22 protein-coding genes are annotated in these 26,282 nt (G+C 62.9%); 15 read left to right on the forward strand and 7 right to left on the reverse strand.

Features of this window, described 5'->3' with window-relative positions:
• Positions 1-119: 119 nt before the first annotated feature.
• Together IFT99_RS25485 and IFT99_RS25490 are read right to left on the reverse strand one after the other, a co-directional pair.
• Positions 120-998, reverse strand: coding sequence for an ABC transporter permease (locus IFT99_RS25485; RefSeq protein WP_192136019.1), 879 nt, complete (start codon positions 996-998; stop codon positions 120-122).
• Positions 995-1,981 (reverse strand): aliphatic sulfonate ABC transporter substrate-binding protein, encoded by a 987-nt coding sequence (locus IFT99_RS25490; protein ID WP_192136021.1) that lies wholly within the window; start codon positions 1,979-1,981, stop codon positions 995-997. Before IFT99_RS25490 ends, IFT99_RS25485 begins: the two co-directional genes overlap by 4 nt.
• Positions 1,982-2,497: 516 nt before the next feature.
• Between IFT99_RS25490 and IFT99_RS25495 the strand changes: the two genes are divergently transcribed.
• From IFT99_RS25495 to IFT99_RS25530, 8 genes are all read left to right on the forward strand, one after another.
• Entirely contained in the window at positions 2,498-3,142 is a 645-nt protein-coding gene (locus IFT99_RS25495; RefSeq protein WP_410933793.1) for a hypothetical protein, read from the forward strand.
• Positions 3,143-3,729: 587 nt separating this feature from the next.
• On the forward strand, positions 3,730-4,650 hold the full coding sequence (locus IFT99_RS25500) for a DNA-3-methyladenine glycosylase family protein (protein WP_192136025.1): 921 nt from the start codon (positions 3,730-3,732) through the stop codon (positions 4,648-4,650).
• A 216-nt stretch (positions 4,651-4,866) separates the two neighbouring features.
• Entirely contained in the window at positions 4,867-5,406 is a 540-nt protein-coding gene (locus IFT99_RS25505; RefSeq protein WP_192136027.1) for a methylated-DNA--[protein]-cysteine S-methyltransferase, read from the forward strand.
• 70 nt (positions 5,407-5,476) lie between these two features.
• A complete protein-coding gene (locus IFT99_RS25510) occupies positions 5,477-6,280 on the forward strand; it encodes an isocitrate lyase/PEP mutase family protein (RefSeq protein ID WP_192136029.1) in 804 nt (267 codons plus the stop codon).
• Between the two features lie 121 nt (positions 6,281-6,401).
• Positions 6,402-7,019, forward strand: coding sequence for a transcriptional repressor LexA (gene lexA / locus IFT99_RS25515; protein ID WP_192136031.1), 618 nt, complete (start codon positions 6,402-6,404; stop codon positions 7,017-7,019).
• Entirely contained in the window at positions 7,019-7,636 is a 618-nt protein-coding gene (gene imuA / locus IFT99_RS25520; protein WP_192136057.1) for a translesion DNA synthesis-associated protein ImuA, read from the forward strand. The genes lexA and imuA overlap by 1 nt, the downstream gene beginning before the upstream one ends.
• Positions 7,637-7,643: 7 nt before the next feature.
• Positions 7,644-9,071, forward strand: a complete 1,428-nt coding sequence (locus IFT99_RS25525; RefSeq protein WP_192136033.1) for a Y-family DNA polymerase — start codon at positions 7,644-7,646, stop codon at positions 9,069-9,071.
• Positions 9,068-12,169 (forward strand): error-prone DNA polymerase, encoded by a 3,102-nt coding sequence (locus IFT99_RS25530; RefSeq protein WP_192136035.1) that lies wholly within the window; start codon positions 9,068-9,070, stop codon positions 12,167-12,169. Before IFT99_RS25525 ends, IFT99_RS25530 begins: the two co-directional genes overlap by 4 nt.
• Positions 12,170-12,225: 56 nt before the next feature.
• Here IFT99_RS25530 and iolG read toward each other — a convergent pair whose 3' ends face one another.
• Complete coding sequence (iolG, locus tag IFT99_RS25535; protein WP_192136037.1) at positions 12,226-13,224, reverse strand: inositol 2-dehydrogenase; 999 nt, start codon at positions 13,222-13,224, stop codon at positions 12,226-12,228.
• A 58-nt stretch (positions 13,225-13,282) separates the two neighbouring features.
• A complete protein-coding gene (locus IFT99_RS25540) occupies positions 13,283-14,308 on the reverse strand; it encodes a substrate-binding domain-containing protein (protein ID WP_192136039.1) in 1,026 nt (341 codons plus the stop codon).
• A 216-nt stretch (positions 14,309-14,524) separates the two neighbouring features.
• Between IFT99_RS25540 and IFT99_RS25545 the strand changes: the two genes are divergently transcribed.
• The gene (locus IFT99_RS25545; protein WP_192136041.1) at positions 14,525-15,376 is read left to right on the forward strand and encodes an urea carboxylase-associated family protein; all 852 of its coding nucleotides are present in this window, start codon (positions 14,525-14,527) and stop codon (positions 15,374-15,376) included.
• A 45-nt stretch (positions 15,377-15,421) separates the two neighbouring features.
• On the opposite strand, the gene IFT99_RS25550 is transcribed toward IFT99_RS25545, so the two are convergent.
• On the reverse strand, positions 15,422-15,823 hold the full coding sequence (locus IFT99_RS25550; RefSeq protein ID WP_192136043.1) for a hypothetical protein: 402 nt from the start codon (positions 15,821-15,823) through the stop codon (positions 15,422-15,424).
• Between the two features lie 301 nt (positions 15,824-16,124).
• Here IFT99_RS25550 and IFT99_RS25555 point away from each other — a divergent pair, with 301 nt between their 5' ends.
• The 3 genes from IFT99_RS25555 (at position 16,125) to IFT99_RS25565 (ending at position 19,341) form a co-directional block, all read left to right on the forward strand.
• Positions 16,125-17,135, forward strand: coding sequence for a zinc-binding alcohol dehydrogenase family protein (locus IFT99_RS25555; RefSeq protein WP_192136045.1), 1,011 nt, complete (start codon positions 16,125-16,127; stop codon positions 17,133-17,135).
• A gap of 11 nt (positions 17,136-17,146) precedes the next feature.
• Positions 17,147-18,277, forward strand: a complete 1,131-nt coding sequence (locus tag IFT99_RS25560; protein WP_192136047.1) for a mannitol dehydrogenase family protein — start codon at positions 17,147-17,149, stop codon at positions 18,275-18,277.
• A gap of 356 nt (positions 18,278-18,633) precedes the next feature.
• A complete protein-coding gene (locus IFT99_RS25565; RefSeq protein WP_065990381.1) occupies positions 18,634-19,341 on the forward strand; it encodes a FadR/GntR family transcriptional regulator in 708 nt (235 codons plus the stop codon).
• A 43-nt stretch (positions 19,342-19,384) separates the two neighbouring features.
• Here IFT99_RS25565 and uxuA read toward each other — a convergent pair whose 3' ends face one another.
• Positions 19,385-20,428 carry a mannonate dehydratase gene (gene uxuA / locus IFT99_RS25570; protein WP_192136049.1) on the reverse strand — a complete coding sequence of 348 codons (1,044 nt, stop codon included), beginning with the start codon at positions 20,426-20,428 and terminating at the stop codon, positions 19,385-19,387.
• Between the two features lie 336 nt (positions 20,429-20,764).
• On the opposite strand from uxuA, the gene IFT99_RS25575 reads away from it, so the two are divergent.
• Positions 20,765-22,054 (forward strand): MFS transporter, encoded by a 1,290-nt coding sequence (locus tag IFT99_RS25575; protein WP_192136051.1) that lies wholly within the window; start codon positions 20,765-20,767, stop codon positions 22,052-22,054.
• Positions 22,055-22,147: 93 nt separating this feature from the next.
• Here IFT99_RS25575 and IFT99_RS25580 read toward each other — a convergent pair whose 3' ends face one another.
• Positions 22,148-23,056: a LysR substrate-binding domain-containing protein gene (locus tag IFT99_RS25580; RefSeq protein WP_192136053.1), complete on the reverse strand. Its 909-nt coding sequence runs from the start codon at positions 23,054-23,056 to the stop codon at positions 22,148-22,150.
• 169 nt (positions 23,057-23,225) lie between these two features.
• On the opposite strand from IFT99_RS25580, the gene IFT99_RS25585 reads away from it, so the two are divergent.
• Both IFT99_RS25585 and IFT99_RS25590 read left to right on the forward strand, forming a co-directional pair.
• Positions 23,226-24,569: an MFS transporter gene (locus tag IFT99_RS25585; protein ID WP_192136059.1), complete on the forward strand. Its 1,344-nt coding sequence runs from the start codon at positions 23,226-23,228 to the stop codon at positions 24,567-24,569.
• Positions 24,570-24,599: 30 nt separating this feature from the next.
• Positions 24,600-25,874, forward strand: coding sequence for a glucarate dehydratase family protein (locus IFT99_RS25590; protein WP_192136055.1), 1,275 nt, complete (start codon positions 24,600-24,602; stop codon positions 25,872-25,874).
• Positions 25,875-26,282: the final 408 nt, after the last annotated feature.

Raw genomic sequence — 26,282 nt, forward strand, 5'->3', positions numbered from 1 at the left:
GACAAGCTGCTTAAGATCTAAAGCGACAACTACGTTGACACACACCGCTTTTTAAAAGTAACTCGCCGAAGGCGAAACCCGAGGCCCTTAGGCCGACGCTTTAGATTTTGATCTTGATCTCAGCCTGTAAAAGCATCCCGCCAAGCGAGGAACCGCCGCTCCAGCATCGCCAGCACCCCATCGGTCAGCTTGCCCAACACCGCCAACACAATGATCGCCGCCAGCACAATATCGGGCCGTGACGTCTCGCGCCCGTCACTCAGTAAATAACCCAACCCTTTCGTCGCGGCGATCAATTCCGCCGCCACCAGAAACATCCACGCCAGACTCAACCCCGAACGCAAACCGGTGAACAAACCGGGCAGCGCGGCGGGCAAAAACACATGCACGATCATCTGCCGCCGACTGAAGCGATACATCCTCCCCACCTCCACCAGCTTGCGATCAATATTGCGAATGGCCGCAACGCCGTTCAGGTACACCGGGAAAAACGCCCCAATGGCAATCAACACAATCTTGGAGGTCTCACCAATCCCCAGCCACAACAGCAACAGTGGCACCCAAGCCAGGCTCGGGATGGAGCGCAGGCCGGCGAACGTCGGCTCCAGATACGCTTCCGCCTCGCGGCTGAGTCCGACCCACGCCGCAAACACCAGCCCCAGCCCCGCGCCGATCGCGAACCCCGACAGCACCCGCGTCAGGCTGGCGCCGATGTGTTTCCACAGCGCGCCGTCGGCCAGATCAGTCAGGGTCGTTGCAATCTCGCTGGGGGCCGGCATCTGGTAGGACTGCACCCAGCCCACCCGTACGGCGACTTCCAGCAAGAGCAAAATAGCCACCGGCACGGCAAGGCCCTTCAAGCGGGTCCGCCAATTCCCATGGGCTTGCCGCACAACCGGTGGCGCGTCAGATGCCTCGTCCTTCAACGCCTGAGCCCTGGGGCTGACGCTGTTTCCGATACTGCTGCCACTGGCTTGGCTGCCCCGCGTGTTGCTCATGGCTGGACGTCGATCGCGTTGCCGAAACTAGGGTCGATCAATTGGTCGATGATCTGGTCGACGTTCGTGCCTTTGCGCACCAGCGCTTCGGACACCAGAATCGGCGCGGCGGCCTTCGACGCGGTGACGTCCTTGTCGGTCAGCAGGGGGCTGCCGAGGTCAGTGCGGGTCAATTGCAGTTTGGCGACATCCAGCGGCAGGCCTGACTCGGTGGCGAGCAATTGCGCCAGCTCGTCCGGATGTTTCAGCGACCACTCCCGGGCTTTTTCGTACGCGCCAAGGACGGTTTTGATCGCTTCCGGGTGCTCCTTCGCATAGCGCTCGGTCACGCTGACGACGCCAAAGCTGTTGAAGTCCTTGTTGCGGTACAGCAAGCGCGAGCCGGCCTGAATTTCGCTTGCCGCCATGTGCGGATCGAGCCCCGCCCAGGCATCGACGTCGCCTTTCTCCAGCGCAATGCGGCCATCCGGGTGCTGCAGATGCAAGAGTTCGACGTCGTCCTTGGTCAGCTTCGCCTGCTGCAAGGCGCGCAGGGTGAACAGGTAAGGGTCGGTGCCTTTGGTGGCGGCAATTTTCTTGCCTTTCAGGTCGGCAACGCTCTGCAGCGTCGAGTCCTTGCGCACCACCAGGGCGGTCCATTCGGCGCGGCTGTAGACATAAACCGATTTGATCGGGCTGCCATTGGCCCGCGCCAGTACCGCTGAAAGACTGGCGGAGGAAGCGAAGTCGACGCCACCGCTGTTGAGGTATTCCAGCGAGCGGTTGCTGCCCTGGCTGAACACCCAGCTGACGTTGCTCTGTGGCAGCGCCTTTTCCAGCCAGCCAAAATGCTTGAGCACCAGACTGACCGGCGAGTAGTAGGCGTAATCGAGATGCACCTCGGCAGGTGGCGCCTCGGCAGCCTGGGCCTGCGGCAGTAGCGTCAGGGCAAGAGCAACGGCGAGCAGTTTGAAAGAAGTCGGCAGACGGGAAAATGGGGTCATGGGTAAGTGTCCAATCAAGGGGCGGAAGCTGCGCACGGCTGCTTATGACGAAATCAGCAGTCGGAGCGAATCGGTCTGCTTGATTGGAATATTGCAGGCTTTGTGCCATTGGCCAGAGGCCGCCTTTTTGCCGTATTTGCGGGGTAGAACAGAGGCAGCGGGGTTTCTGAAACAACAGTCTGTTGATTGACTGTTGCTGGGCGAACAAAGGTAATTGGCACCTCCGCGGAGGTCGCTGTACTGCTCAGCGCGGTGGTCCGCAGCGGCTACACACCGTTGACTCAAAACAACGCCATTTGACCGTTCGGCGATTAATTCGGGAAATCAGGTGGTTGCGTGCAACCTCTTGAGCATTTACTCATCTGATGGGCATTCGTTATACGGAAACATTCGCTCGCCATACTGCGCCGAGCCACACGCTGACAAGGACGTTGCATCGGGCGTCACGCCCATCACGAACCATCAGAATTCCATGCCGATATGAGCCTTTCAACGCCTCCTCTGTTGTCCCGCGCAATGCAGCGCATGACCTATTTTCTGTTGCCGACCCTGCTGATCGCGTCCGCCATTTTCTGGTTCGCCGCCGGTAAAGGCGTGCACGCCGAGTCCAAGAACGGCACTCAGACGCTGGTGTTTCTACGCCACGCCGAGAAGCCCGAAACCGGCCTGGGTCAGCTCAATTGTCAGGGTCTTAATCGCGCTATCGACCTGTCCACAGTGCTGCCGAACACCTTCGGCAAGGCCGACTTCATCTTCGCGGCGAACCCCAGCCGTCATGTAGAAGAAGGCGAACATGATCATTCCTACAGTTACCTTCGCCCGCTCATGACCGTTGGCCCCAGCGCGATCAAGCTGGGCCTGCCGGTGAACATCGACTTCGCTGCCAACGACACCGGTGATCTGGCCGATGAGTTGATGCGCGACAAATACCACGACGCCACTATCTACACGGCTTGGTCCCACGGTTACCTGCCGGAGCTGATCAACAAAGTCGCCGAGGAGGCATCGGGCGAGAAACTCAGACTGGTCGACGACTGGGTGGCCGAGGACTTCGATTCCGTGCTGGTCCTGACGCTCAAGTGGAACGACGGCAAAGCCACGCTGCAGTACGAAAACTACAAGCAGAACCTCAACGGCGGCGCAGTGGGCTGCCCGAGCTGACGGGAATGCATGGGATCCCCTCGTAGGACGCGATCCGTTGTAGGACCGGCTTCAGCCGGGAAGAGGCCAGTGTGATCACCCTCATTTTGCAGTGTGACGCCTGATGCTTTCCCGGCTAAAGCCGGTCCTACGGTTAGAACGCGATGCCACTGTAGGACCGGCTTCAGCCGGGAAGAGGCCGGTGTACTCACCCTCAATTCTGCAGTGTGGCGCCTGACGTTTTCCCGGCTAAAGCCGGTCCTACGGTTAGAAGGCGATGCCATTGTGGGACCGGCTTCAGCCGGGAAGAGGCCGGTGTACTCACCCTCAATTCTGCAGTGTGACGCCTGACGCTTTCCCGGCTGAAGCCGGTCCTACGGTTAGAACGCGATGCCATTGTGGGACCGGCTTCAGCCGGGAAGAGGCCGGTGTACCCACTCTCAATTCTGCGGTGTGACACCTGACATGTTACCGGCTGAAGCCGGTCCTACAGTCGGGGCGCGATCCGGTCCTGGGGTCGACACCGCCTGATGTGTTCGAGCCCAAAAAATTTGTACGCCTTCATCGATTACGCTAGCGTCAGCCGACCTGACTGCCGGCGATTCCCCATGCTTCGACCTCTCCAGCCCCACGCCTCGCGCCTGATCCCCTTCAACCCGCCGTTCGACTGGCAGCGCATGCTCGATTTCTTTGCGGCGCGGATGACGGCGGGCGTGGAGGCGGTGGTCGATGGGGTGTACATGCGCACGATCGACTTCAAGGGCAGCCAAGGTGCCTTGTCGGTCGCACTGGCGCCGGACGGGCAGCAATTGCTGGCGACCGTCCATGGCGAGGTCAGCCAGCACATTGATGAGCTGATCGTGCCGGTTTCGCACATGTTCGATCTGTACGCCGAACCGCCCATCATCGACCAGGCTCTCTCGCAAGACCCGTGGCTGGCCTCGCTGGTGCAGCGTCGCCCGGGGCTGCGCGTGCCGGGGGCGTTTTCCGGGTTCGAGCTGGCGGTGCGCACGATTGTCGGGCAGCAGGTCAGCGTCAAGGGTGCGACGACGATTATCGGTCGCCTCGTGCAGCGCGCCGGGGTTCAGGTCCACGATGGGCTGCATGAACAATTGGCCTGGCGCTTCCCGACGCCTGAGGCCCTGGCGCAGGCCAACCTGGACAAGATCGGCATGCCCGGCAAGCGCGTCGAGACCCTGCAGCGTCTCGCGGCGGCGGTGGCCAGTGGCGAGCTGTCCCTTGACGTTCGTCATGGCGTCATTGGCGATTTACGGCGACAGTTGCTGGCCATGCCCGGCATCGGCCCCTGGACCGTGGAATACATCGCCATGCGCGCCTGGCGTGACCCGGACGCCTGGCCTGCCGCCGATCTGGTGCTGATGAATCTGATGACCCTGCAGGAGCCGACCCTGCTGCGCCTGCCGCAGCACAAGGCGCGGGCCGAAGCCTGGAAACCCTGGCGCGCCTACGCCGCGATTCACATCTGGAATTCCGCGGCGGACGCGGCGGGCAAGCAGAAGGGCGGCTGACCTGTGAGTTCGAGCGCAAGAAGCGGGTGGTTCGAACCGGGCGCGCGAGTAGTATGTCGGCATTCGACCCGGCGCCCGGACGGTCTGGGTCATGCCGCATGATCACGGATCATGTCGGGTCATTGCCGATGACCAAGGCGCACCACGATCCAGTGCGAAATCCGCAACACGCGCAAGACCGCAAGCCAGGCCACAAGTCAGAGCAGGAGCCAGACGATGATCTTCACCTACCGCTTCATCGATTCCCCGGTCGGTCAGTTGAAGCTGATCGCCAAGGGCCCGCGTCTGGCCGCCGTGCTCTGGGAAACCGACCGCCCCAACCGCGTGCTGCTCGGGCCGATGAGCGAAGATGCCGGCAGCGATATGCTGGACCGGACCGAGCGCCAGCTCGGCGAATACTTTGCCGGTCGCCGACAGCGCTTCGACCTTGAGCTCGAATTCCATGGCACCGCATTTCAGCAGAAAGTCTGGCAGGCCTTGTTGAATATTCCTTTCGGCGAAACCCGCAGTTATCTCGACATTGCCGTGCAGATCGGCAACCCCGCCGCCGTGCGCGCCGTCGGTGCCGCCAATGGCAAGAACCCGATTTCCATCATCGCCCCGTGCCACCGGGTGATCGGCAGTTCCGGCGCGCTCACCGGTTTTGCCGGTGGCCTCTACGCCAAGCACCTGCTCCTGACACTTGAGGGGTATCAGCCCGCGTCGCGTGGCAAGGGCATTACGGCGGCGGCTTTGACCCAGGCGTCACTGTTCTAGACTGGCCCCCACACACACGCACACCCTGTCAGTAAAAACCCGCACAGAAACCGAATCAATGGAGATGATCATGCCCGGTTCCGCTCAGACGTTTCGCTCACTGCACCACCAGTCCACCGTTTTGCGCCTGCCCAATGCCTGGGATGCCGGCAGCGCTCGGCTGTTCGAAAGCCTCGGCGCCACCGCCATTGCGACCACCAGCGCCGGGGTCGCCTGGGCCCAGGGCTATGCCGATGGCCGTGTGTTTCCGGTGGACATCGCGGTAACCGTCGCGGCCAGCATCGCGCGGCTGATCAACGTGCCGCTGTCGGTGGACATGGAAAACGGCTACTCGGACGACCCGCAAACCGTGGCGGAAAACGTCAAGCGGATGCTGGACGTCGGCGCGATCGGCATCAATATCGAGGACGCTTCCGACGCGCCGGCGCTGCTGGCCCGCAAGATCGAGGCGATCAAAAGCATGGCGGCCCGCAACGGGCTGGACGTCTTTATCAACGCCCGCACCGACGTTTACCTGGCGAGTCTGGTCGCTGAAGAGTTGCGTCTGGAGGAAACACTGAAGCGCGGCCAGCTTTACAGGGAAGCGGGTGCAGACGGCCTGTTCGTGGCGGCATTGGTGGATGTCGAGCACATCAAGACCGTCGTTGCAGGCATCGACCTGCCCATCAATCTGTTGGCGCGACAGGGGCTGCCCGCCGCCGACGCGCTGGCGCAGCTGGGCGTGCGCCGTTTGAGCGCCGGGTCCACCATCACGCAGACCTTATGGGGACAGGCCGAGCAACTGGCGCGGGGCTTTCTGCAGGAGGGGCGATCGGAAGCGGTCACCGAAGGCAGCCTGACCTACCCGCAGATCCAGGCGTTGTTTGAGCGCTAGATAGCACCCATCGCAATAAATGAAATAAGGGGGGGCGATTCTGTGGATTCGCCGCTCTGTTACAAAAATTGCCAAGGGATCGACAGGAGGCGCTGGTCAGGATTAGTCGAAAAGAGTACAAATGTGCTCCATGACGACCCTATCCCCCAAACGCGCTGCCATCCTCACGTTCATACGAGATCGCATCGCCCAGAATGGCCAGCCTCCCAGCCTGGCTGAAATTTCCGAAGCCTTCGGTTTTGCTTCCCGCAGTGTCGCGCGCAAGCACATCGTGGCCCTGACCGACGCCGGCTTGATCGAAGTCGTCGCCAATCAGGCCCGCGGCATCCGCCTGCTGGACACTGGGCCACGGCCGCAGATGCTCGACATTCCCGTACTCGGTCGGGTGGCCGCCGGCGCGCCCATCGGGCCCGACCTCGACAATCACGACACCTTCACGCTCGACAGCCGCACCTTCATGCGCGTCCCGGATTACCTGTTGCGGGTGAGCGGGGACTCAATGATCGACGACGGCATCTTCGACGGTGATCTGGTGGGCATCCTGCAAAGCGCCGAGGCCCGCGACGGTCAGATCATCGTCGCCCGGCTGGACGGCGAAGTGACCATCAAGCGCCTTGAGCGCGGCGATGATCAGCTTCGCTTGCTGCCGCGCAACCCGGCATATCAACCGATCATCGTGCGGCCCGACCAGGACTTCGCCATCGAAGGCGTGTTCTGTGGCCTGGTGCGCCGGGAATGATGGGCGCGGTGGTCAGCCTCGACGCGCTGCTGGACGAGCGACGCGTCTGGAAGGGGCGTCAGCACGTTGCCTCGGTTGCCGCCCAGCCTACCGGCCATGCCGCCCTCGATGCGGCGTTGCCCATGGGAGGCTGGCCGCCTGCAGCAATGACTGAAGTGCTGGTGGCGGCCAACGGCAGCGGCGAGTTGCGTCTGATGTGGCCGACCCTGGCGCGACTGGCGGACAGCGGCGAGCGCATCGTGCTGGTTGCGCCTCCTTTTTTGCCCTATGCCCAGGCGTGGCAGATGGCGGGCATCGACCTGAAGCAGTTGTCGATCATCCACGCCAACGAGCGCGATGCCCTGTGGGCGGTGGAGCAATGCCTGCGTTCGGGCAGTTGCGGCGCAGTGCTGTGCTGGCCGACCAAGGTCGACGACCGTGCCTTGCGTCGGTTGCAGGTGGCCGCCGAAACCGGTGAAACCCTGGCCTTTGCCTGCCGTGGGCATGAGGCGGCAGCCAATCCGTCTCCGGCCGCGCTGCGCATTGCCATCGACGCGCGCCCCAGTCAGTTGCGGGTGCTCAAGTGTCGCGGCGGGCTGGCGCCTTCTTCCCCCGTTCCGTTCATCGCTGACGCTTGAGGTTGCCATGCTCTGGGCCTGTGTCCTCCTGCCGCAGCTGGCGCTGGACGGCGTCATGCGTCGTCGGGAAAACCCTGAAGAACCGCTGGCGCTGATCAGCGGCACGGCCCAGCGCCGGGTGCTGCAGACGGTCAACCCGGCCGCCCGGGCGATGGGCTTGCGTGCCGGCCAGTCTCTGACCGCAGCCCACGCCATGACCCGGGAATTCGCCACCGTCGAATACGACCCGGACGAAACCGAGCGCTGGCACCGTTTGCTCGCGGCCTGGGCCTACCGTTTCAGTTCCCATGTCAGCCTCAAGTACCCGCGCGTGCTGTTGATGGAGGTGGAATCCAGCTTCGGCCTGTTCGGTCCGTGGCCGGTGTTCGAGGCGCGACTGCGTCAGGAGCTGACCGAGCTGGGCTTCACCCATCGCATCGTCGCGGCGCCCAATCCGCTGGCGGCCCGCATGCTCGCCAACGCCCATGACGGTCTGGCCGTGACCGATGCCGACACGCTGCAGGAGGTGCTGGCACAGATGCCGGTCAACCGCATCGGCCTGCCAACCGAAGTCGCCACTGCACTGGCGCGCATGGGCCTGCATCGCGTGCGCCAGATTCATGGCTTGCCCCGTGACACCCTGGCCCGGCGTTTTCCGGCGGCCGTGCTGCAACACCTCGATACGCTGTTCGGGCGCAGGCCCATGGGGCTGGAGTGTTATGTGCCGCCTGACCGTTTCGATACCCGCATCGAGCTCAACTTCGACGTCGAATCCCATCAGGCGCTGCTGTTCCCGCTCAAGCGCATGATTGCCGATCTGGCGGTGTTTCTGGCCGGACGCGACAGCGGCGTGCAACGTTTTGTGATTCATCTGGAACACGTGCCAGGCGTGGGTAGCGTTGCGCCGGACACGCAAATTCCCGTCGGCCTGCTCAGCGCCGAGCGCGAAGCCAACATGCTGTTCGAGCTGGCACGGGGTCGTCTGGAACAAATTGAAGTGCCGTCTCCGGTCCGCGCGTTGCGATTGCAGGCCAAGGATCTGCCGGGGTTCGTGCCGACCCACCGCGAGCTGTTCGACGACCGTCCGCAGCAGGCCATGCCGTGGGAGCAGCTTCGCGAGCGCCTGCGCGCACGGCTTGGGGACGAAGCGGTCGCCGGTCTGGGCTTTCAAGCCGACCATCGCCCCGAGTGTGCTTCGTTGCCCGCGTGCCCGGGCAAACCGCCGGCGCTGCTCCACAAAGTACCGCGCCCCGGCTGGCTATTGCCGGAGCCCGAGTTACTGACCGAGCCCGGCCTGCGTGTGCTGGCGGGGCCGGAGCGCATCGAGTCGGGCTGGTGGGACGGCGGCGATGTACGCCGCGACTACTATCTGGTCGAAACCCGCACCGGCCAGCGCGGCTGGGCGTACCGCAGCGTCGGCGACAGCAGTCTGTTGCTGCACGGCTGGTTCGCATGAGCGGGGGATACGCCGAGCTGCATTGCCTGTCGAATTTCAGCTTTCAGCGCGGGGCGTCGAGTGCGAAGGAGCTGTTCGAGCGGGCAAAGCTGCATGGGTATCAAGCGCTGGCGATCACCGATGAATGCACCCTGGCGGGCATCGTGCGTGGGTGGCAGGCCGCAAAGGAATGTGAGCTGCCACTGATCATCGGCAGCGAAATCACCATCGAGAACGGGCCGAAAATCGTCTTGCTGGTGGAGAATCTCGCCGGCTACCAGGCCTTGTGTCGCTTGATTACCCAAGGGCGGCGCCGCAGCAAGAAAGGCGAATACCGGCTGCTGCACGAGGACTTTCAGCAGCCGGTCCCAGGGCTTTTGGCGCTGTGGCTGCCTGATCTTGATCAGGACATCCCGACCCGACGGGAGCAAGGCGAATGGCTGCGGGGGATCTTTCAGCAGAATCTGTGGCTGAGCGTCGAACTGCATTGCGGTCCGGATGACCGAAAGCGCCTCAACACCTTGCTCGGCATGGCGCGGGCCATGGCGATTCCTGCCGTCGCCAGTGGAGACGTGCACATGCACGCCCGCGGTCGTCGAGCGTTGCAGGACACCATGAGCGCCGTCCGCCACCACACCACCGTGGCCGAGGCAGGGCATCGACTGTTTGCCAATGGCGAGCGGCATCTGCGGCCGCTCTCGGTATTGAGCGAGGTTTACCCGGCGAGCCTGCTGATTGAAACCTTGAACATCGCCCGGCGTTGCACCTTCGACCTCAGTGAATTGCGCTACGAATACCCCCATGAGCTGGTGCCGCCTGACCAGTCCCCCAGCAGCTGGTTGCGGCACCTGACCGAGCAGGGCGCTAGTCGGCGCTGGCCTCAGGGCGTGCCGGAGGTCGCCCGCAGCAACATCGAAAAAGAGCTGAAGGTCATCGCGGCCAAGCGGTACGAGAGTTACTTCCTCACGGTGCACGACATCGTCAGCTTCGCCCGCGGTCAGCACATCCTCTGCCAGGGCCGTGGCTCGGCGGCTAACTCCACAGTTTGTTTCGCCCTGGGCATCACCGAGCTGGACCCGTCAAAAAGCAACCTGCTGTTCGAGCGTTTCATCTCCGAAGAGCGCGACGAGCCCCCGGACATCGACGTGGATTTCGAGCACGAACGGCGCGAGGAAGTGCTGCAATACGTCTTCCGTCGATACGGCCGGGGCAGGGCGGCGCTCACCGCCGTTGCCAGTACCTACCACGGTGCGGGGGCCGTCCGGGATGTGGCGCGGGTCCTCGGATTGCCGCCCGACCAGATCAACGCGTTGGCCGATTGTTTCAGCCGCTGGAGCGACAACATGCCGCCCGCTGAACGGCTCCGGGAATGCGGTTTCGAGCCTGACAGCCCGATTCTGCGACGTGTGCTGACGTTGACCGGCGAACTCATCGGCTTCCCCCGGCATCTGTCCCAGCACCCCGGCGGTTTTGTGATTTCCGAGCATCCTCTGGAAGCCCTGGTGCCCGTTGAAAACGCCGCCATGGCGGACCGCACCATCATTCAGTGGGACAAAGACGACCTCGATCTGGTGGGCCTGCTCAAGGTCGATATTCTGGCCTTGGGCATGCTCAGCGCACTGCGCCGGACCTTCGACCTGGTCAGGGGTTATCGCGGTTACGACCTGACCCTCGCGACCATCCCCGCCGAGGACAAACCGACCTACGACATGATCACCCGCGCCGACACCATCGGCGTGTTCCAGATCGAGTCCCGGGCGCAGATGTCCATGCTCCCGCGCCTCAAGCCCAACACTTTCTATGACCTGGTGATTGAGGTGGCCATCGTCCGGCCCGGGCCCATTCAGGGCGGCATGGTGCATCCGTACTTGCGCCGCAAGAACGGCGAAGAGGCCGTGACGTACCCGTCCGAAGAACTGAAAGCGGTGTTCGAGCGCACGTTGGGTGTGCCGCTGTTTCAAGAGCAGGTCATGCAACTGGCGATCGTCGCCGCGGATTACTCGCCCGGCGAGGCGGACCAACTGCGCCGTTCCATGGCGGCCTGGAAACGCCATGGCGGTCTCGAGCCCCATCGCATTCGCCTCAGCGAGCGCATGAAGGAAAAGGGCTACCCCGACGAGTTCATCCAGCGGATTTTCGAGCAGATCAAGGGCTTCGGCAGTTACGGCTTCCCGGAATCCCACGCCGCCAGCTTCGCCTTGCTGACCTACGCCAGTTGCTGGCTGAAATGCCACGAGCCGGCGGCCTTTACCTGCGCGCTGATCAACAGCTGGCCCATGGGCTTTTACAGCCCGGATCAACTGCTGCAGGACGCACGGCGCCACCAGATCGACGTGCACCCGGTGGACGTGCGGTACAGCGACTGGGACTGTTCACTCGAGCCTGTGGCCGGCCGGGAATACAACCAGAACCTGGCGATCCGCATGGGTCTGCGCATGATCCGCGGCTTTCGCGAGGAGGACGCCAAGCGTATTGAACAGGCGCGCGGCGTACGTGCTTTCAAGGACGTGGCCGACCTGTGCATCCGCGCCGAGCTGGACAATCGCGCCCGTGCTGCGCTGGCCGATTCCGGTGCGCTGCGGGGGCTGGTGGGGCATCGGCACCGGGCGCGCTGGGAGATCGCCGGCGTCGAGATGCAGCGTCCGTTGTTCGGCGACGACTGTTTTGGCGAAGAGGCCCAGGTCGCGCTGCCGCTGCCCAGTGTCGCCCAGGACCTTGCTGCCGATTACGACACCCTCGGCACCACACTCGGCCCGCACCCGCTGGCCCTGCTGCGCCATAAGCTGGCGGCGAAGCGTTTTCGCAGTTCAAAGGATTTGCTGGATGAAGAACACGGCCGCAGCTTCAGCGTCGCCGGGCTTGTCGTCGGTCGACAACGGCCCGGCACCGCCAGCGGCGTGACCTTCGTGACCCTGGAAGACGAACACGGCATGATCAACGTGGTGGTCTGGCGTGATCTGGCCGAGCGTCAACGCAAGGTGCTGGTAGGGTCGCAGTTGATGCAGGTGTTCGGCAAGTTCGAATTCCAGAAGGGCGTACGCCACGTCATCGCCCAGCGATTGTTCGACCTCACGCCGATGCTCACCGGGCTCGACGTGCGCAGTCGCGATTTCAAATGATCCGCCGGGCGTTCATCATGCCCGCACCCAAGTACGGGCGATGGGCACCGCAGGATTCACATGTCCACTTTCACCGCTCGCCCGGTCTTGATCGACTCGATGGCGCAGTTGGCCAGATGCAGCGCTCTCAAGCCATCCCGGGCGTTGGTCGGCAGGGTCTGGTTGCCGCGCACCGCGTCAATGAACTGGTTCAGCTCGATGCGGTAGGAAGCGGCGTAGCGCTCGAGGAAGAAGTTCTCCAGCGGCTCGCGCACTTCGGTCTGCGTGGCGCTGTAGCTGCGCACGGTGCTCGGGCGATGGTTGTCGTTGAGGATCATGCCCTTGGAGCCGAACACTTCCAGGCGCTGGTCATAGCCGTACACGGCCTCGCGGCAGCAGTTGATGTGGCACTGTTTACCGGAGGCGGTGCGCAGCAGCACCATCACGCTGTCGTAGTCGTCGATCTGCGCCAGTGCGGGTTCCACGAGGCGGCTGGCGATGGCGATGACTTCGATGGGTTCTTCGCCGAGCAACGTCCGTGCGGTGTCGAAATCATGGATGGTCATGTCACGGAAGATGCCGCCGGAGTGGGTCAGGTACTCCACCGGCGCCAGCCCCGGATCACGGCTGGTGATCACCACCTGGCGGACCTCACCGACGTCCCCACGGGCAATGGCTTTGCGCATCTGCAGGGTGTCCGGGTCAAAACGGCGGTTGAACCCAAGCATCACCTTGCCGTTGAGGCGCTCGATCTCTTCCACCGCGCGGGCGGCTTTGGCGAAATCCAGATCAATGGGTTTCTCGCACAGCACCTGTTTGCCCAGTTTCACCGCCCGCAGCATCAGGTCGATGTGGGTGTCGGTCGGCGTGCCGATGACAATCGCGTCCACATCGTCCCGGGCAATGGCCTCGGCGCAATCGTAGGCCGCGGCGCAACCCAGCTTGCCGGCCAGGTCGTCGACGCCTTCGCGCCATGGGTCAGCGATCAGCACCAGTTTCACGTGGGGATTGGCGGCCACGTTGGCCGCGTGGATGTTGGCGATACGGCCTGCGCCGAGGACAGCAATGCGTAGCATGGGTGGATCTCCGGGATTGTTGTTATGGGGTGATCGGCGTAACGGGTGCGGCTGCACATCAGTGCATCAGGTTGAACGGCGTGACGACCTGCACGTGGGACACGGGAATCGGCACCGCCTTCCACAGGCGATGGAACTGCAGGATGTGCAGAAACGCATTGCGGGCATCCACGTGCAGGTTGTGATCGATGATCGCGGCAATCTTTTCTTCCGCCAGCAGTTGCCGGTTTTCCTGATCGAGGTCGTGGCCGATGAACACCTCCAGGGGGCGGTCCAGGGCGGCGAAGGCTTCGACGATGGCGCGGTTACCGCCGCCAACGCTGTAAATGGCTTTGATCGACGGATTGTCCTGCAGCGCCCGGGTCACTTTTTCAAAGGTCGGCTCATGCACGCCGAACCCTCCGGTGACGTCAACGACGCGCAGATGGGCGGCACGGCTGCGCAGCCAGGTGCGAAAACCCATCTCGCGCTCTTCCTCGCCACGAAACAGCTCGCTGCTGATCACCACGGCCACGTCTTGCGCCTCGTCGGCCAGCCAGCGCGACATCAGATACGCCGCCGTTTGCCCGGCCGTGCGATTGTCCATGCCGATGTAACCGATGCGCTCACTCTGGGGCAGGTCGGAAACAAACGTCACCACCGGCACACCCGCCGCCGTTGCCTGATTCACCGCTTCGTTGATCGGCAACTCGTCCCCGGCCTTGATGATCAGGCCCTGACTGCCTTTGCCGACGCAACGCAGAATCAGGTCGTGCATCTGCTGCGGGCCGATGGCCTGATGGAGGTGAAAGCGCGGAAAGATACGAAACGGCGCCAGACTGCCGAGCTGGGCGAGAACCGCCTCCTGCACGGCATCGCTGAAACGCTTGGGCGTGTGCAGGATGACGTCGATATGAAAGGTGCGGCCCACCGCAGGCCCGGACTTTTCCTGGGCTTCGAGTTCTTCGAGGGCTTGATGGATGCGGCGGTGGGTCTGGTAATGCACGCTGCCGCGCTGATGCAGCACGCGATCGACCGTCGCCTTGCTCACGCCGGCTTGAGTCGCGATCTGCTTGATGGAAAAACGTCTGGCGCGGTCGAGCATGTGAATCCCCTGAAGCCTCTCGATGAGGTCTTGTTGAGGTCGATTCGGGGCCTCGGTGAGGCTGTCGCAATGCTAATCGCAGTTCTATTGCTTGTACAGATGGAAATTAAATTCCAAATAAGCGTTGTGGTTTTGCGTGTTCAACGACTCAACGCGTTTGGCACGGGCTGTGCTGTGACCAGTGTGTCCGACCCCTATCATTCGCCAGGAGCACCCATGTTCAAAGACTATCCCGCTGCTTATCAGGTCAGCAAAGGCTCGGCGCTGCAAGTCGACACGGCGTTTTATCAACGCATCCGCGAGGCGCAGGACAGTCGCACCTTGGTCGAGCAGTTCGAAGTGCCGATCCGCACCGGGCGAGCGTGGAAGGTCAAGGCCGGTCAGGTGTTCCGCGTTACCACCCCGGTGGGCCCGCAAGTGGGCGACTTCAACGTCTGGAGCGCCGATGATCCCCGCGAGCGCCTGTGGGCGGCGCGCACCCGGCAATTGCAGGGCGCCCATGTCACGACCCACGACCGGTTGTGGTCGAACCTGCCGTTCCTGCGGCCGATGGTCACCATCACCGACGACAGCCTCGCCAGTTACGGCATCGACGAGCACGGCGGTCGGCTCCATGACCTGCTCGGCACCCGCTGCGATCCCTACGTGAACAAGATGCTCACCGGCGAAGACTTTCACCACCACTGCCATTCGAATCTGACTCGCGCCGTGTTGCCCCATGGCCTGACCGAATTCGACGTGCACGACGTGCTGAATATCTTCCAGTGCACCGGCTTGAATCACGACGACCTGTACTTCATGAAAGCCTGCCCGGCCAAACAGGGGGATTACCTGGAATTCTTCGCCGAAATCGACCTGCTCTGTGCGCTGTCGACGTGTCCCGGCGGCGACCTTTCCCTGCCGATGTGGGGCCCTGATGCCCAGGACCCGCTGACCGTTTGCCGGCCGCTGGGTGTAGAAATCTACGACATTGATGCGGCGTTGCTGCAAGGCTGGGAGCAGCCCAAACGGGCGGCGTACAACGGTCTCCACGGGTTGAAGATCGACAAGGCGGACTGGGAGGAGTAAGGGCGCGCTGAGTCTGGTATTTCTAATACCAGGTCCTCACCGCATTCACGCATCCCGAAACAAGTCGTGGGCGTCGAGCAGGCGCCAGGCGATTTCGGGATTCTTTTCCAGGCCGCGGCGGATGGCGGCAGGAATGGCGGCGCGGGTTTTGCGGCACATGCCGGGCAGTTCGGCGATGTCGATGACCATGCCGCGCATGCTGCGCACTTCATTGAAGCCGGGGCCGATGTCCAGGCGGATGCCCAACTGGTCGAACATCCGCGCTTGCAGGCGCTGCAGATCTTCCAGCGTGGCGATATTTTCCAGACGCTCAAGCAGACGTTTCTCTTCCTGACGGGTCAGGCGAAGGATGCGCACGTCCGCGCCCTCCAGCTCCAACAGTCGGTCGCGGTCGCATTTACAGGCGCCGGGCGGGCAGGGCGAGCGGATCGGCAATGGGGAAGTCATGGGCTCCGATCATAACCATGGGCTGTTGGGATTTACAGCCGTAGCGCTGGTGACCGCGCTGAAAACTCAAATGACTGATTTGGTAAGGCCAATGCCTAAATAGATTAATTGGTCTTGCCAATGGTCAGGCGGCTGTGTCATTTTTTCCTGCAGCGCCGCGCTTGTAATGGCTGCAGCCACTGCACCTGCGGCCCGCGCTTCCAGAATCCATCCGCCACCTCACAACAACAAGATCACTGCCCGGTAACCTGCGGCTCTGCCCGTTTCAGCGATGCCGGCGTGCCTGGTCTGGAGAGAGAAGATGCTCACCGTCGTCTGCGAAAAACCCGGTTCCCTGCTGGCCCTTGACCGTCCGAAACCCGAACGGGCACCCGGCGAGACGCTGGTCCGCATCAAGCGGGTCGGGGTCTGTGGCACTGATCTGCATATCTTCAACGGCAACCAGCCGTTCCTCGAATACCCCCGGGTCATGGGCCACGAATTTTCCGGCATCGTCGAGCAAAGCGAGGCGGGCAGCGGGCTTGAGCCGGGCGACGTGGTCTATGTGATGCCGTACTTGTCCTGTGGCGACTGCGTTGCCTGCCGCCAGGGCAAGACCAATTGCTGCGTGCGCATTCAAGTGCTGGGCGTCCATCGCGACGGCGCATTCACCGAATACCTGAGCCTGCCCCACGGCTTCGTGCTCAAGGCGGACGGGGTCACGCTGGATCAGGCGGCCATGATCGAATTTCTGTCCATTGGCGCCCATGCGGTGCGTCGTTCGGACGTGCAAGCCGGCCAGCGGGCGCTGGTGGTCGGCACCGGCCCGATTGGCATGGCGGTGGCAATTTTCTCCCGTCTGCGGGGCGCGAAAGTCACGGTGCTCGACACCCGTGAGGACCGCCTGACGTTTTGCAAGCAGCACCTGCAGATTGACTCGGCCGTGCTGATTGGCGAAGACGACAAGCAGCAACTGGAGCAACTGACCGAGGGTGAATTCTTCGATGTGGTGTACGACGCCACCGGCAACGCCAAGGCCATGGAGCGCGGTTTCGAATTCATCGCCCACGGCGGCAAATACGTGCTGGTGTCCATCGTCCGCGACACCATCAGCTTCTCCGACCCTGAATTTCACAAGCGCGAAGCGACGCTCATGGGCAGTCGCAACGCCACCGTCGAAGACTTCCGCTATGTCGAGCAATGTCTGCGCGACGGCTTGATCCCGGACGCCGCGCTCAATACCCACCGCATGGCCCTGAGCGAAGTGACCGAGCGCTTCACTACGCTGCTCGACCCTGCGCAGCGGGTCGTCAAAGCCATCGTCGAATGCTAGGAGGCGCGGGCATGCAGGCAACCCCGTTCACCCCCATTCTGCAGTTCGGCACCAGCCGTTTTCTTCAGGCCCATGCCGATCTGTTCATTTCCCAGGCCCTGGAGAAGGGCCAAGCGCTGGGCAGAATCACCGTCGTGCAAACCACTGGCAGCGCCGACAGCGCGCAGCGGGTGCAGGCGCTGGCCGGTGGCACGGGTTATCCGGTGCGCATTCAGGGCGCAGAAAACGGTCGCACGGTGAACGAGGAGTTTTGGTCCACTTCCATTGCCGGCGCGCTGCAAGCCGGCCCTGACTGGCCGGTGATTCGTCAGGCGATTCGGCACGACGTGCAGGTGGTGATCTCCAACACTGGCGACAAAGGCTATGTGCTGGAGGCGGCGGACACGGCGTCTTGCCTGGCCGCCGATGCGGCGACACCCCGGAGTTTTCCGGCGAAACTGCTGGTGTTGCTCCATGACCGCTGGCTGGAGAATCCTGATGCGCCGCTGTCGCTGTTTCCCTGTGAGCTGGTGTCACGCAATGGCGATGTGCTGCGCGACCTGATCATTCAGCTGGCGGTGGAGTGGGGCATCGACACCGGGTTTGCCCACTACCTGCGCGACACCTGCCGCTGGGCGAATTCCCTGGTGGATCGCATCGTCTCGCAGCCCATCCAGCCGGTGGGCGCCATTGCCGAGCCGTACGCGATCTGGGCGATTGAGCGTCAGCCTGGGCTGGTGGTGCCGTGTAGGCATCCTTGTGTGGTGGTGACGGATGAGCTGGAGCAGTACGAGCAGTTCAAGCTGTTCATGCTGAATTTGGGGCACACCTGGCTGGCCGAACGTTGGTTGAAAGATGGCCGGCCTGAGGGCGAGACGGTGTTTGAGGCCATGAACGACCCGCTGCTGCGCGGGAGCCTGGAGGATCTGTGGGAGCGGGAGGTGCTGCCCGTGTTTGCGGCGAAGGGCAAAGGGGATCAGGCGCACAACTATCTGGCCAGCGTCCGCGACCGTTTTCTCAACCCGTTCCTGCAGCACCGGATTGCCGACATCGCGCAAAACCACGAAGAGAAGAAACGCCGCAGGTTCTTGCCGGTGGTGGAGATGGGGCGGCGAATTGTGGGGTTGGAGCAGCCGAAGCTCGAGGGCGCGTTGCCGGACTGATCCCGCCTGACACACCGCGCACTAAATAGTGGGACCGGCTTTAGCCGGGAAGGCGTCGGTGGGCACAACGCAAAATTGAGGGTGAACGCGCCGGCCTCTTCCCGGCTAAAGCCGGTCCTACTAAATAGGATGCATCCACTGATGATCGTCCCCACGCTCCGCGTGGGAATGCCGCCCGGGACGCTCCGCGTCCCCTCCTGTGACGCAGAGCGTCAGGGGATGTGTTCCCACGCGGAGCGTGGGAACAATCAAACTAAAAGATCGCGTGCATCCAGTGATGACCGCGTGCACGGCCCCGCCACAAGGCGCCCCGACGCCTGTGATATCCTCCGGCGCATCCTGATGGAACGTGATTGATGACCGCGCCAAGCCCCGCACCCGAACGCCGCCTGTACCAGATTACCGCCGACCGATTGCGCGAGCACATTCGCAAGCATGGCATCGCCCCTGGCGCGCGCCTGCCTCCCGAGCGCGATCTGGCGCAGTTGCTCGGCGTCTCCCGGCCATCCCTTCGCGAAGCCCTGATCGCCCTGGAAATCGAAGGCAGCGTCGAAATCCGCATGGGTTCCGGCATCTACGTCTGTGAGCACCTGCTTGGGGTCAAAGGCAAAACCCGCACGCTGGGCGAGAGCCCGTCCGAGCTGATGCAGGCCAGAGCACTGATCGAAGGTGAGAGCGTGATGCTGGCCTGTCTGCACGGCAGCAAGGCTGATTTTCGCTACCTGCAGGGTTGCATCGACAAGATGCGCGAGGGGGCGCTCAAAGGCGTGCCGGCGCTGGACGACGACCGCAAGTTCCACCAGCGGCTGGCGAAAATGAGCGGCAACTCGACCCTGGTGCGCATCATCACCTCATTGTTCGAAGAGCGGTACAGCCCGCTGACTGCCCATGTCAGCGAACACTCCGAAACCACCGAAACCTGGGCCATGGCCGTGGCCGAACACGAAGCCATTCTGCACGCCGTCCAGACCCGCGACCTGATTGGCGCCCAGACCGCCATGCGCGAACACCTGCGCCGCTCCGAAGCGCGCTGGCTCGATGGCATGGATGCGGAGCTGCGTTAACAGGCGCCCGCCGCAAGGCGGTGCTGTTCAAAAGTCCTCAGCCTCACGCCATCGTTTTGCGGATCCCTTCCCACAAGCCATTCAGGTACACCGCACCCAGCGCCCGGTCGTAGAGGCCGTAGCCTGGCTTGCCGGTTTCGCCCCAGATCATGCGTCCGTGGTCAGGGCGGTAATAACCCTCGAAGCCGGTCTCGACGTAGGCCTTGACGATCTCGGCCATGTCCAGCGAGCCGTCCTCCGAGCGGTGGGCGGTTTCGTAAAAATCGCCGGCTTCGTTGACCTTCACATTGCGCAGATGGGCGAAGTGAATGCGACCCTGACCGCCGAATTCTCGCACCAGCGAGGGGATGTCATTGCCCAGATCGGCGCCGAGGGAGCCTGAACACAGGGTCAACCCGTTAGCCGGGTCATCGACCATGGCCAAAATGTGTGCGAGGTCTTCGCGATTCTTCACCACCCGCGGCATGCCGAACATCGAGCGCGGCGGGTCGTCCGGGTGCAGGGCCATCTTGATGCCGGCGTCTTTTGCAACCGGGATGATGCGCTCCAGAAAGTATGCGAGCCGTTCGCGCAGGGTGGCTTCGTCGACCTGGGCGTATTCGTTGATCAACGCGCGCAGGACCTCCGGCTCATAGCTGACGTCCCAGCCGGGCAGGCTGATGCCGTTGTCCAGGTTCGCCTGCTCGATCACCGCCACGTCGAACGCCAGGGTGGTCGAACCGTCGGGCAGCTCCATGGCCAGGGTCGAGCGGGTCCAGTCGAACACCGGCATGAAGTTGTAGCAGACCACCTTGATCCCGCAGGCCGCCAGGTTGCGCAGGGTCTGGCCGTAGTTGTCGATCAACTGATCGCGGGAAGGCAAGCCACGCTTGATGTCTTCGTGGACCGGCACGCTCTCGATGACCTCCAGCTCCAGGCCGTGGGCATTCACCGTGGCTTTGAGGGCGGCGATTTTGTCCAGCGGCCAGACCTCGCCCACCGGGATGTCGTAGATCGCCGAGACCACGCCGGTCATGCCGGGGATCTGGCGGATGTAGGGCAGGGTGACGGGATCGCTGTCGCCGTACCAACGGAAGGTCATCTTCATTGCGCAGTCCTTGTTGTTATGGGGGCAGTCCGCTCAAGACCGCCAGTGCCTCGCCGCCAGCGGCCCGAGGTGGCTTGCGCAGCAGGATAGATTGGTCAGGCCAAATTATGCAAATACCGACCGTCCAGCCACAAAACCGCAAATAAATCGCCTTTTCAATTTCCATAACCTGGTTTCCGGGTCTAGTATCCGCTGCATTCGGATATTTGGTCAGGCCAATTCCGCGGTTCTCGACGGGTGCTTTATCCCTCGTTGAGCAGCGTATGAATCAAGGCCAGGGCGCTATGCGAAGCTCAAACGAAGTCTTACTCATAAAAATAATTAGGAGGACTCGCCATGCAGAAAGGGCGCTGGTTGGTAATTTTTCTGTGCTTCCTCGCGGTGGCCATCAACTACATCGACAGGGCCAACCTCGCGGTTGCCGCCCCTTACATCCAGAAAGAGCTCGCCTTGGGCTCAGGGCAAATGGGCCTGCTGCTCAGCGGCTTCTTCTGGACCTACGCACTCTTGCAAATGCCGTTTGGCTGGTTCGTCGACAAGGTCGGCGCGCGCATCGCGCTGCCCCTCGCGGTGGCCTGGTGGTCGCTGTTCACGGCGGCCACGGCGGCGGCCAGCAGCCTGGCGTCGATGTTCGGTTGCCGGCTGATGCTCGGCGTGGGCGAGGCGGGGGCGTATCCGTCCTGCGCGAAAATCGTCAGCCAGTGGTTCGACGTCAAGGAGCGCGGCTTTGCCACCAGCATCTTCGACAGCGGTTCGCGGGTCGGCTCGGCGCTGTCGATCCCGCTGGTGGCGCTGATCATCGAGCTGTGGGGCTGGCGCGCGTCGTTCATCATCACCGGCGCGGTGGGCCTGATCTGGGTCGTGGGCTGGTTCCTGATCTACAAAGAGCCCCAAGCCGTTGCGGCCATCGCGCAGCATGAGGCAGGCAAGGCGGCAACCCTCGCCGCGCGGCCGAAAGTGAAATGGGCGTCGCTGTTTCGCCACCGCACCCTGTGGGGGATGATGCTGGGCTTCTTCTGCCTGAACTTCGTGATCTATTTCTTCATCACCTGGTTCCCGACCTACCTGGTCACCGAGCGCGGTTTCTCGCTGAAATCCCTCGGTACGCTGGGCACCATCCCGGCGGTGGCGTCCATCGTCGGTGGCTGGATCGGCGGACTGACGTCCGACGCGCTGTACCGCCGGGGCTGGAGCCTGACCGCCGCGCGCAAGACCTGCATCGTCGGCGGCATGTTGATGTCGTCGAGCATTTCGCTGTCGGTGTTCGTTGACAGCACCTGGGCGATGCTCGGCTTTTTCAGTCTGGCCTATGCCAGCCTGGCGTTCGCCGGCGCGAGCATCTGGTGCCTGCCGGCTGATGTGGCGCCGTCGCCTGCCCACGTAGCGTCGATCGGCGGCATCCAGAACTTCGCGTCGAACACCGCCGGGATCTTCATCACCACCTTCACCGGCTTCATGCTGGTGATCGGCAACGGCTCGTTCACCGCGCCGCTGATGACCGCCGGGGCGTTTGCCCTGTTGGGGGCGTTCAGCTATTTGTTCATTGTCGGCAAGATCGAGCCGTTTTCCACGACGCCGGAGGATGCCGCGCCGCTGGACGCGTCGGCGGTCGCCCAGCGCACCTGAATGTTGAAACAGATGCGGGCACCACTTCTGCGGGGTGCCCACTGACGCTTTCCCGGCTAAAGCCGGTCCCACAAGTCGGCGTTCTAGCCGGTCCTACTGCGCGGTGCGCCCTTCGGCTTTCACCGCCGCGCGAATCGCTTCCAGCAGCATCTGACACGCCGGGTTGTCGTTGTCCGAGCGCCACACCAGATGCAGCTCGCTCTGCACCCCTTCACCCAGATCGATGTCGCGAAACGTCACGCCCTTGAACACCACGTTGGTGGCGCAGCGCGGCACCAGCGCCAGGCCCATGCCGGCGTTCACCAGCGCCAGGATGGTCAGCGACGACCCCAGCCACTGCACGTACTCGGGCGCCACTTGCGCGGAGCGAAACATGCCGGTGAGCAGTTCGTTGAACGGCGGGTAGGCCGAGTGCGAGTACATGAGGAAGGGCTGGGCGTCGAGGTCCTGCACGCTGATGTTCCGGGCGTTCGCCAGCGGATGACTGCTGGGCACCGCCAGCACGAACGGCTCGCGGACCAGGCATTCGGTCTCGTAACCGGGCTGCAGCAGCGGCGCCCGCACGATGCCCAGGTCGATGCGCCGGGCGCGCAGGGCTTCGTGTTGCTGGTACGTGTTGAGTTCAGTCAGGGAGATTTTCACGTGGGGCTGGTTCTGCCGGGCTTCGGCGATGACCCGTGGCAGAAACTCGTACACCGCGCTGCCGACGAAGCTGATAGTGACCGAGCCGATGTCGCCTTCGGCAAAGCGCCGCGCCGCGATGGCCGCCTGATGCGCCCGCTCCAGCAGCGTCTGCGCTTCGATGAAAAACGCCCGGCCCGCCGCGGTCAACGCGACGCTGCGGGTGTTGCGGTTGAACAGCTGAACCCCCAGCGAATGCTCAAGCAACTGGATCTGCCGACTGAGGGGCGGCTGGGTCATGTTCAGCCGCTCGGCCGCCCGGCGGAAGTTGAGTTCGGTGGCAACGGTGGTGAAGCAGCGCAGCTGGGCAAGCTCGAACATTGATCTAATCCAGGTATCAATCAACAGTCAATCTAGATTAGACGGGAACAATGCCTCGGTCCATGATCGGTTGATTCCACGCTATCCCACAAAAAATACAAAGACCGGGAGTCGCACCTTGAACCGCACCGTTCCCACCCCTGCACCCCTCAGCAACGCCGATTCCACCGTGCTGGCCCGTGCGGCCACGAAGGTGAAGCGCCATGTGTTGCCGTTGTTCGTGGTCATGTTCATCGTCAACTACATCGACCGGGTCAACATCGGCTTCGTCCGCAGCCACATGGAAACCGACCTGGGCATCGGCGCCGCCGCCTACGGGCTCGGCGCCGGTCTGTTTTTCGTCGGCTACGCGCTGTTCGAAGTTCCGTCGAACATGCTCCTGCAACGGTTCGGCGCCCGCGCCTGGCTGACGCGCATCATGTTCACCTGGGGCGCTGCGGCAATGGCCATGGCCTTCGTCCGTGGCGAAACCAGCTTCTACGTGTTGCGCTTCATCCTCGGCGCGGCGGAAGCGGGGTTCTTCCCCGGCATCATTTATTACTTCACCCAATGGCTGCCTTCCAGCGAACGCGGCAAGGCCATGGCCATCTTTCTCAGCGGCTCGGCCATTGCGTCGGTGATTTCCGGGCCGGTGTCCGGTGCATTGCTCGGCGTCAGCGGTATGAACCTGCACGGCTGGCAGTGGATGTTCATCATCGAAGGCTTTGCTTCCATCGCCTTGTGCGGCTTCGTCTGGTTCTGGCTGCAGTCCCATATCCGCGACGCCAAGTGGCTGAGCGAAGAAGAGAAGGGCGCACTGATCAGCGCCATCGACGCCGAACAGCGCGCCCGGGAGGCGGCGCAAGTGGTCAAGCCGTCGATCTTCAAGCTGCTCGCAGACCGGCAGATCATGTTGTTTTGCTTCATCTACTTTTCCGTGGCCCTGACCATCTACGGCGCGACCTTCTGGCTGCCGAGCATGATCAAGAAGATGGGCAGCCTCAGCGATTTCGAAGTCGGCCTGTTCAACTCGATCCCGTGGATCATCTCGATCGTCGCCATGTATGGCTTCGCGGCGCTGGCCGCACGCTTCAAGCATCAACAGGCGTGGGTCGCGGTCACCTTGGTGATTGCCGCGTGCGGGATGTTCATGTCCACCGTCGGCGGGCCGATTTTCGCCTTCGTCGCCATCTGCTTTGCGGCCATCGGTTTCAAGGCGGCGTCGGCGCTGTTCTGGCCCATTCCCCAAGGCTATCTGGACGCGCGCATCGCAGCGGCGGTGATCGCGCTGATCAATTCCATCGGCAACCTCGGCGGCTTCGTGGCGCCCACCGCGTTCGGCTTTCTGGAGCAGAAAACCGGCTCTATTCAAGGCGGCATGTATGGCCTGGCACTGACCTCGCTGGTAGCGGCCGTGGTGATCTTCTTCGCCCGTACCACGCCGAAGGGCGACCCACACCGCCCAAAGCTTGAAGACGCTGCGCCACGGCCTGCAGCCAGCGCGCTCAGCCCCCATTCAAGTCTCAAACCCTAGCCTCGAACCTGATTGACCGGGAGAAGTCATTTGAAAATCACACGCGTCACCGTCACCCCGATTGCCTTCCGCGATCCGCCGTTGCTCAACGCCAGCGGCATCCACGAGCCCTTCGCCCTGCGCTCGATCATCGAAGTCGAAACCGACAACGGCTACCTCGGCCTCGGCGAAAGCTACGGCGATGCGCCGGCCCTGGCGATCCAGCAGCAGTTGCAAAGCCAGTTGATCGGCATGGACCCGTTCAACCTCAACCACTTGCGGGCGGTGGTCAACGCTACGGTGGCGGCTAACAAACCTGCTTCAATGGCGGGTGCCGAGCTGGCGCCGGGTTCTCACGCCAGCAAAGCGGTGAGCAATGCCTATTCTGCGTTCGAAGTGGCGTTTCTCGATGTGCAGGCACGTTCCATGAATCTGCCGCTGGTTGACCTGCTGGGCGGTGCCGTTCGCGACCGCGTGCCGTTCAGCGCGTACCTGTTCTTCAAATATGCCCAACACGCCGACTCGCCCTACGCGCCGGACAGCTGGGGAGAAGCGCTGAGCGAAGAACAGATTGTCGACCAGGCGCGGCGGATGATCGACGCCTACGGCTTCAAGAGCATCAAACTGAAAGCCGGTGCGCTGGACCCGGAACACGAAGTGTCGTGCATCAAGGCGCTGAAAAAGGCCTTTCCGGGCTACCCGCTGCGCATCGACCCCAACGGCAACTGGTCACTGGAAACCTCGATCCGCATGGCCGAACTGCTCGGCGACGACCTGCAGTATTACGAAGACCCGACCCCCGGGCTGGAAGGCATGGCCGAACTGCATAAGCGTACCGGCCTGCCGCTGGCGACCAACATGGTCGTCACCGACTTCGACGAATTCCGCCGCAGCGTCGCGCTGAACAGCGTGCAGATCGTCCTCGCCGACCACCATTACTGGGGCGGCCTGCGCGACACCCAGGCGCTGGCAAAAATGTGCGACACCTTCGGCCTCGGCGTCTCCATGCACTCCAACTCCCACCTGGGCATTAGCCTCATGGCCATGACCCACGTTGCCGCCGCCGTCCCCAACCTCGACTTCGCCTGCGACACCCACTACCCGTGGCAAGAACCGGACGAAGAGGTCATCAAAGGCGGCAAACTCCCCATCATCGACGGCTGCGTCCACCTCACCCGCGAGCCCGGGTTGGGACTGGAGCTGGACTACGACCAGCTGGGCAAACTCAACGACCAATATCTAACGTGCGGCATTCGCCAGCGTGACGACGTGCGGCAAATGCAGAAATACAAACCGGAGTGGAAGGCGGTGAAGCCACGGTATTGAGGTTGGAGGGAGTCATTGCCAGGGCGGGTCGGAAGCGAGAACAGACAGACCGGGGACAGATTAATTTACGGTAAAGCGTTGTAAATAAATCAGTCCCCTTTGGAAAAACCCGAAGATCCTCCAGTGCCGGATGTATCCCCACGCAGAGCGTGGGAACGATCAGCGTTGGGCAGCGAAATTTCCGTTGCCGTCACCGGCCTCTTCCCGGCTAAAGCCGGTCCCACTAACAGACCGCACGCGCCCGTAGCAGCGGCTTCAGCCGGGAAGCCCTCGATCTGCTCTTGATCTGCTTTTGATCTGCTTGTGATCTTCGTGCACAAAAAGCCCAGTCACCGCCAATCGCGACTTGGGTGCAGGCTGAACGCAGGTCTCGCGGAGTGGGCCGAGCCGCATGGATGCGGCGAGAGC

Origin of the sequence: Pseudomonas sp. CFBP 8772, from assembly GCF_014841665.1 — a bacterium.
Classification (GTDB): Bacteria; Pseudomonadota; Gammaproteobacteria; order Pseudomonadales; family Pseudomonadaceae; genus Aquipseudomonas; species Aquipseudomonas graminis_B.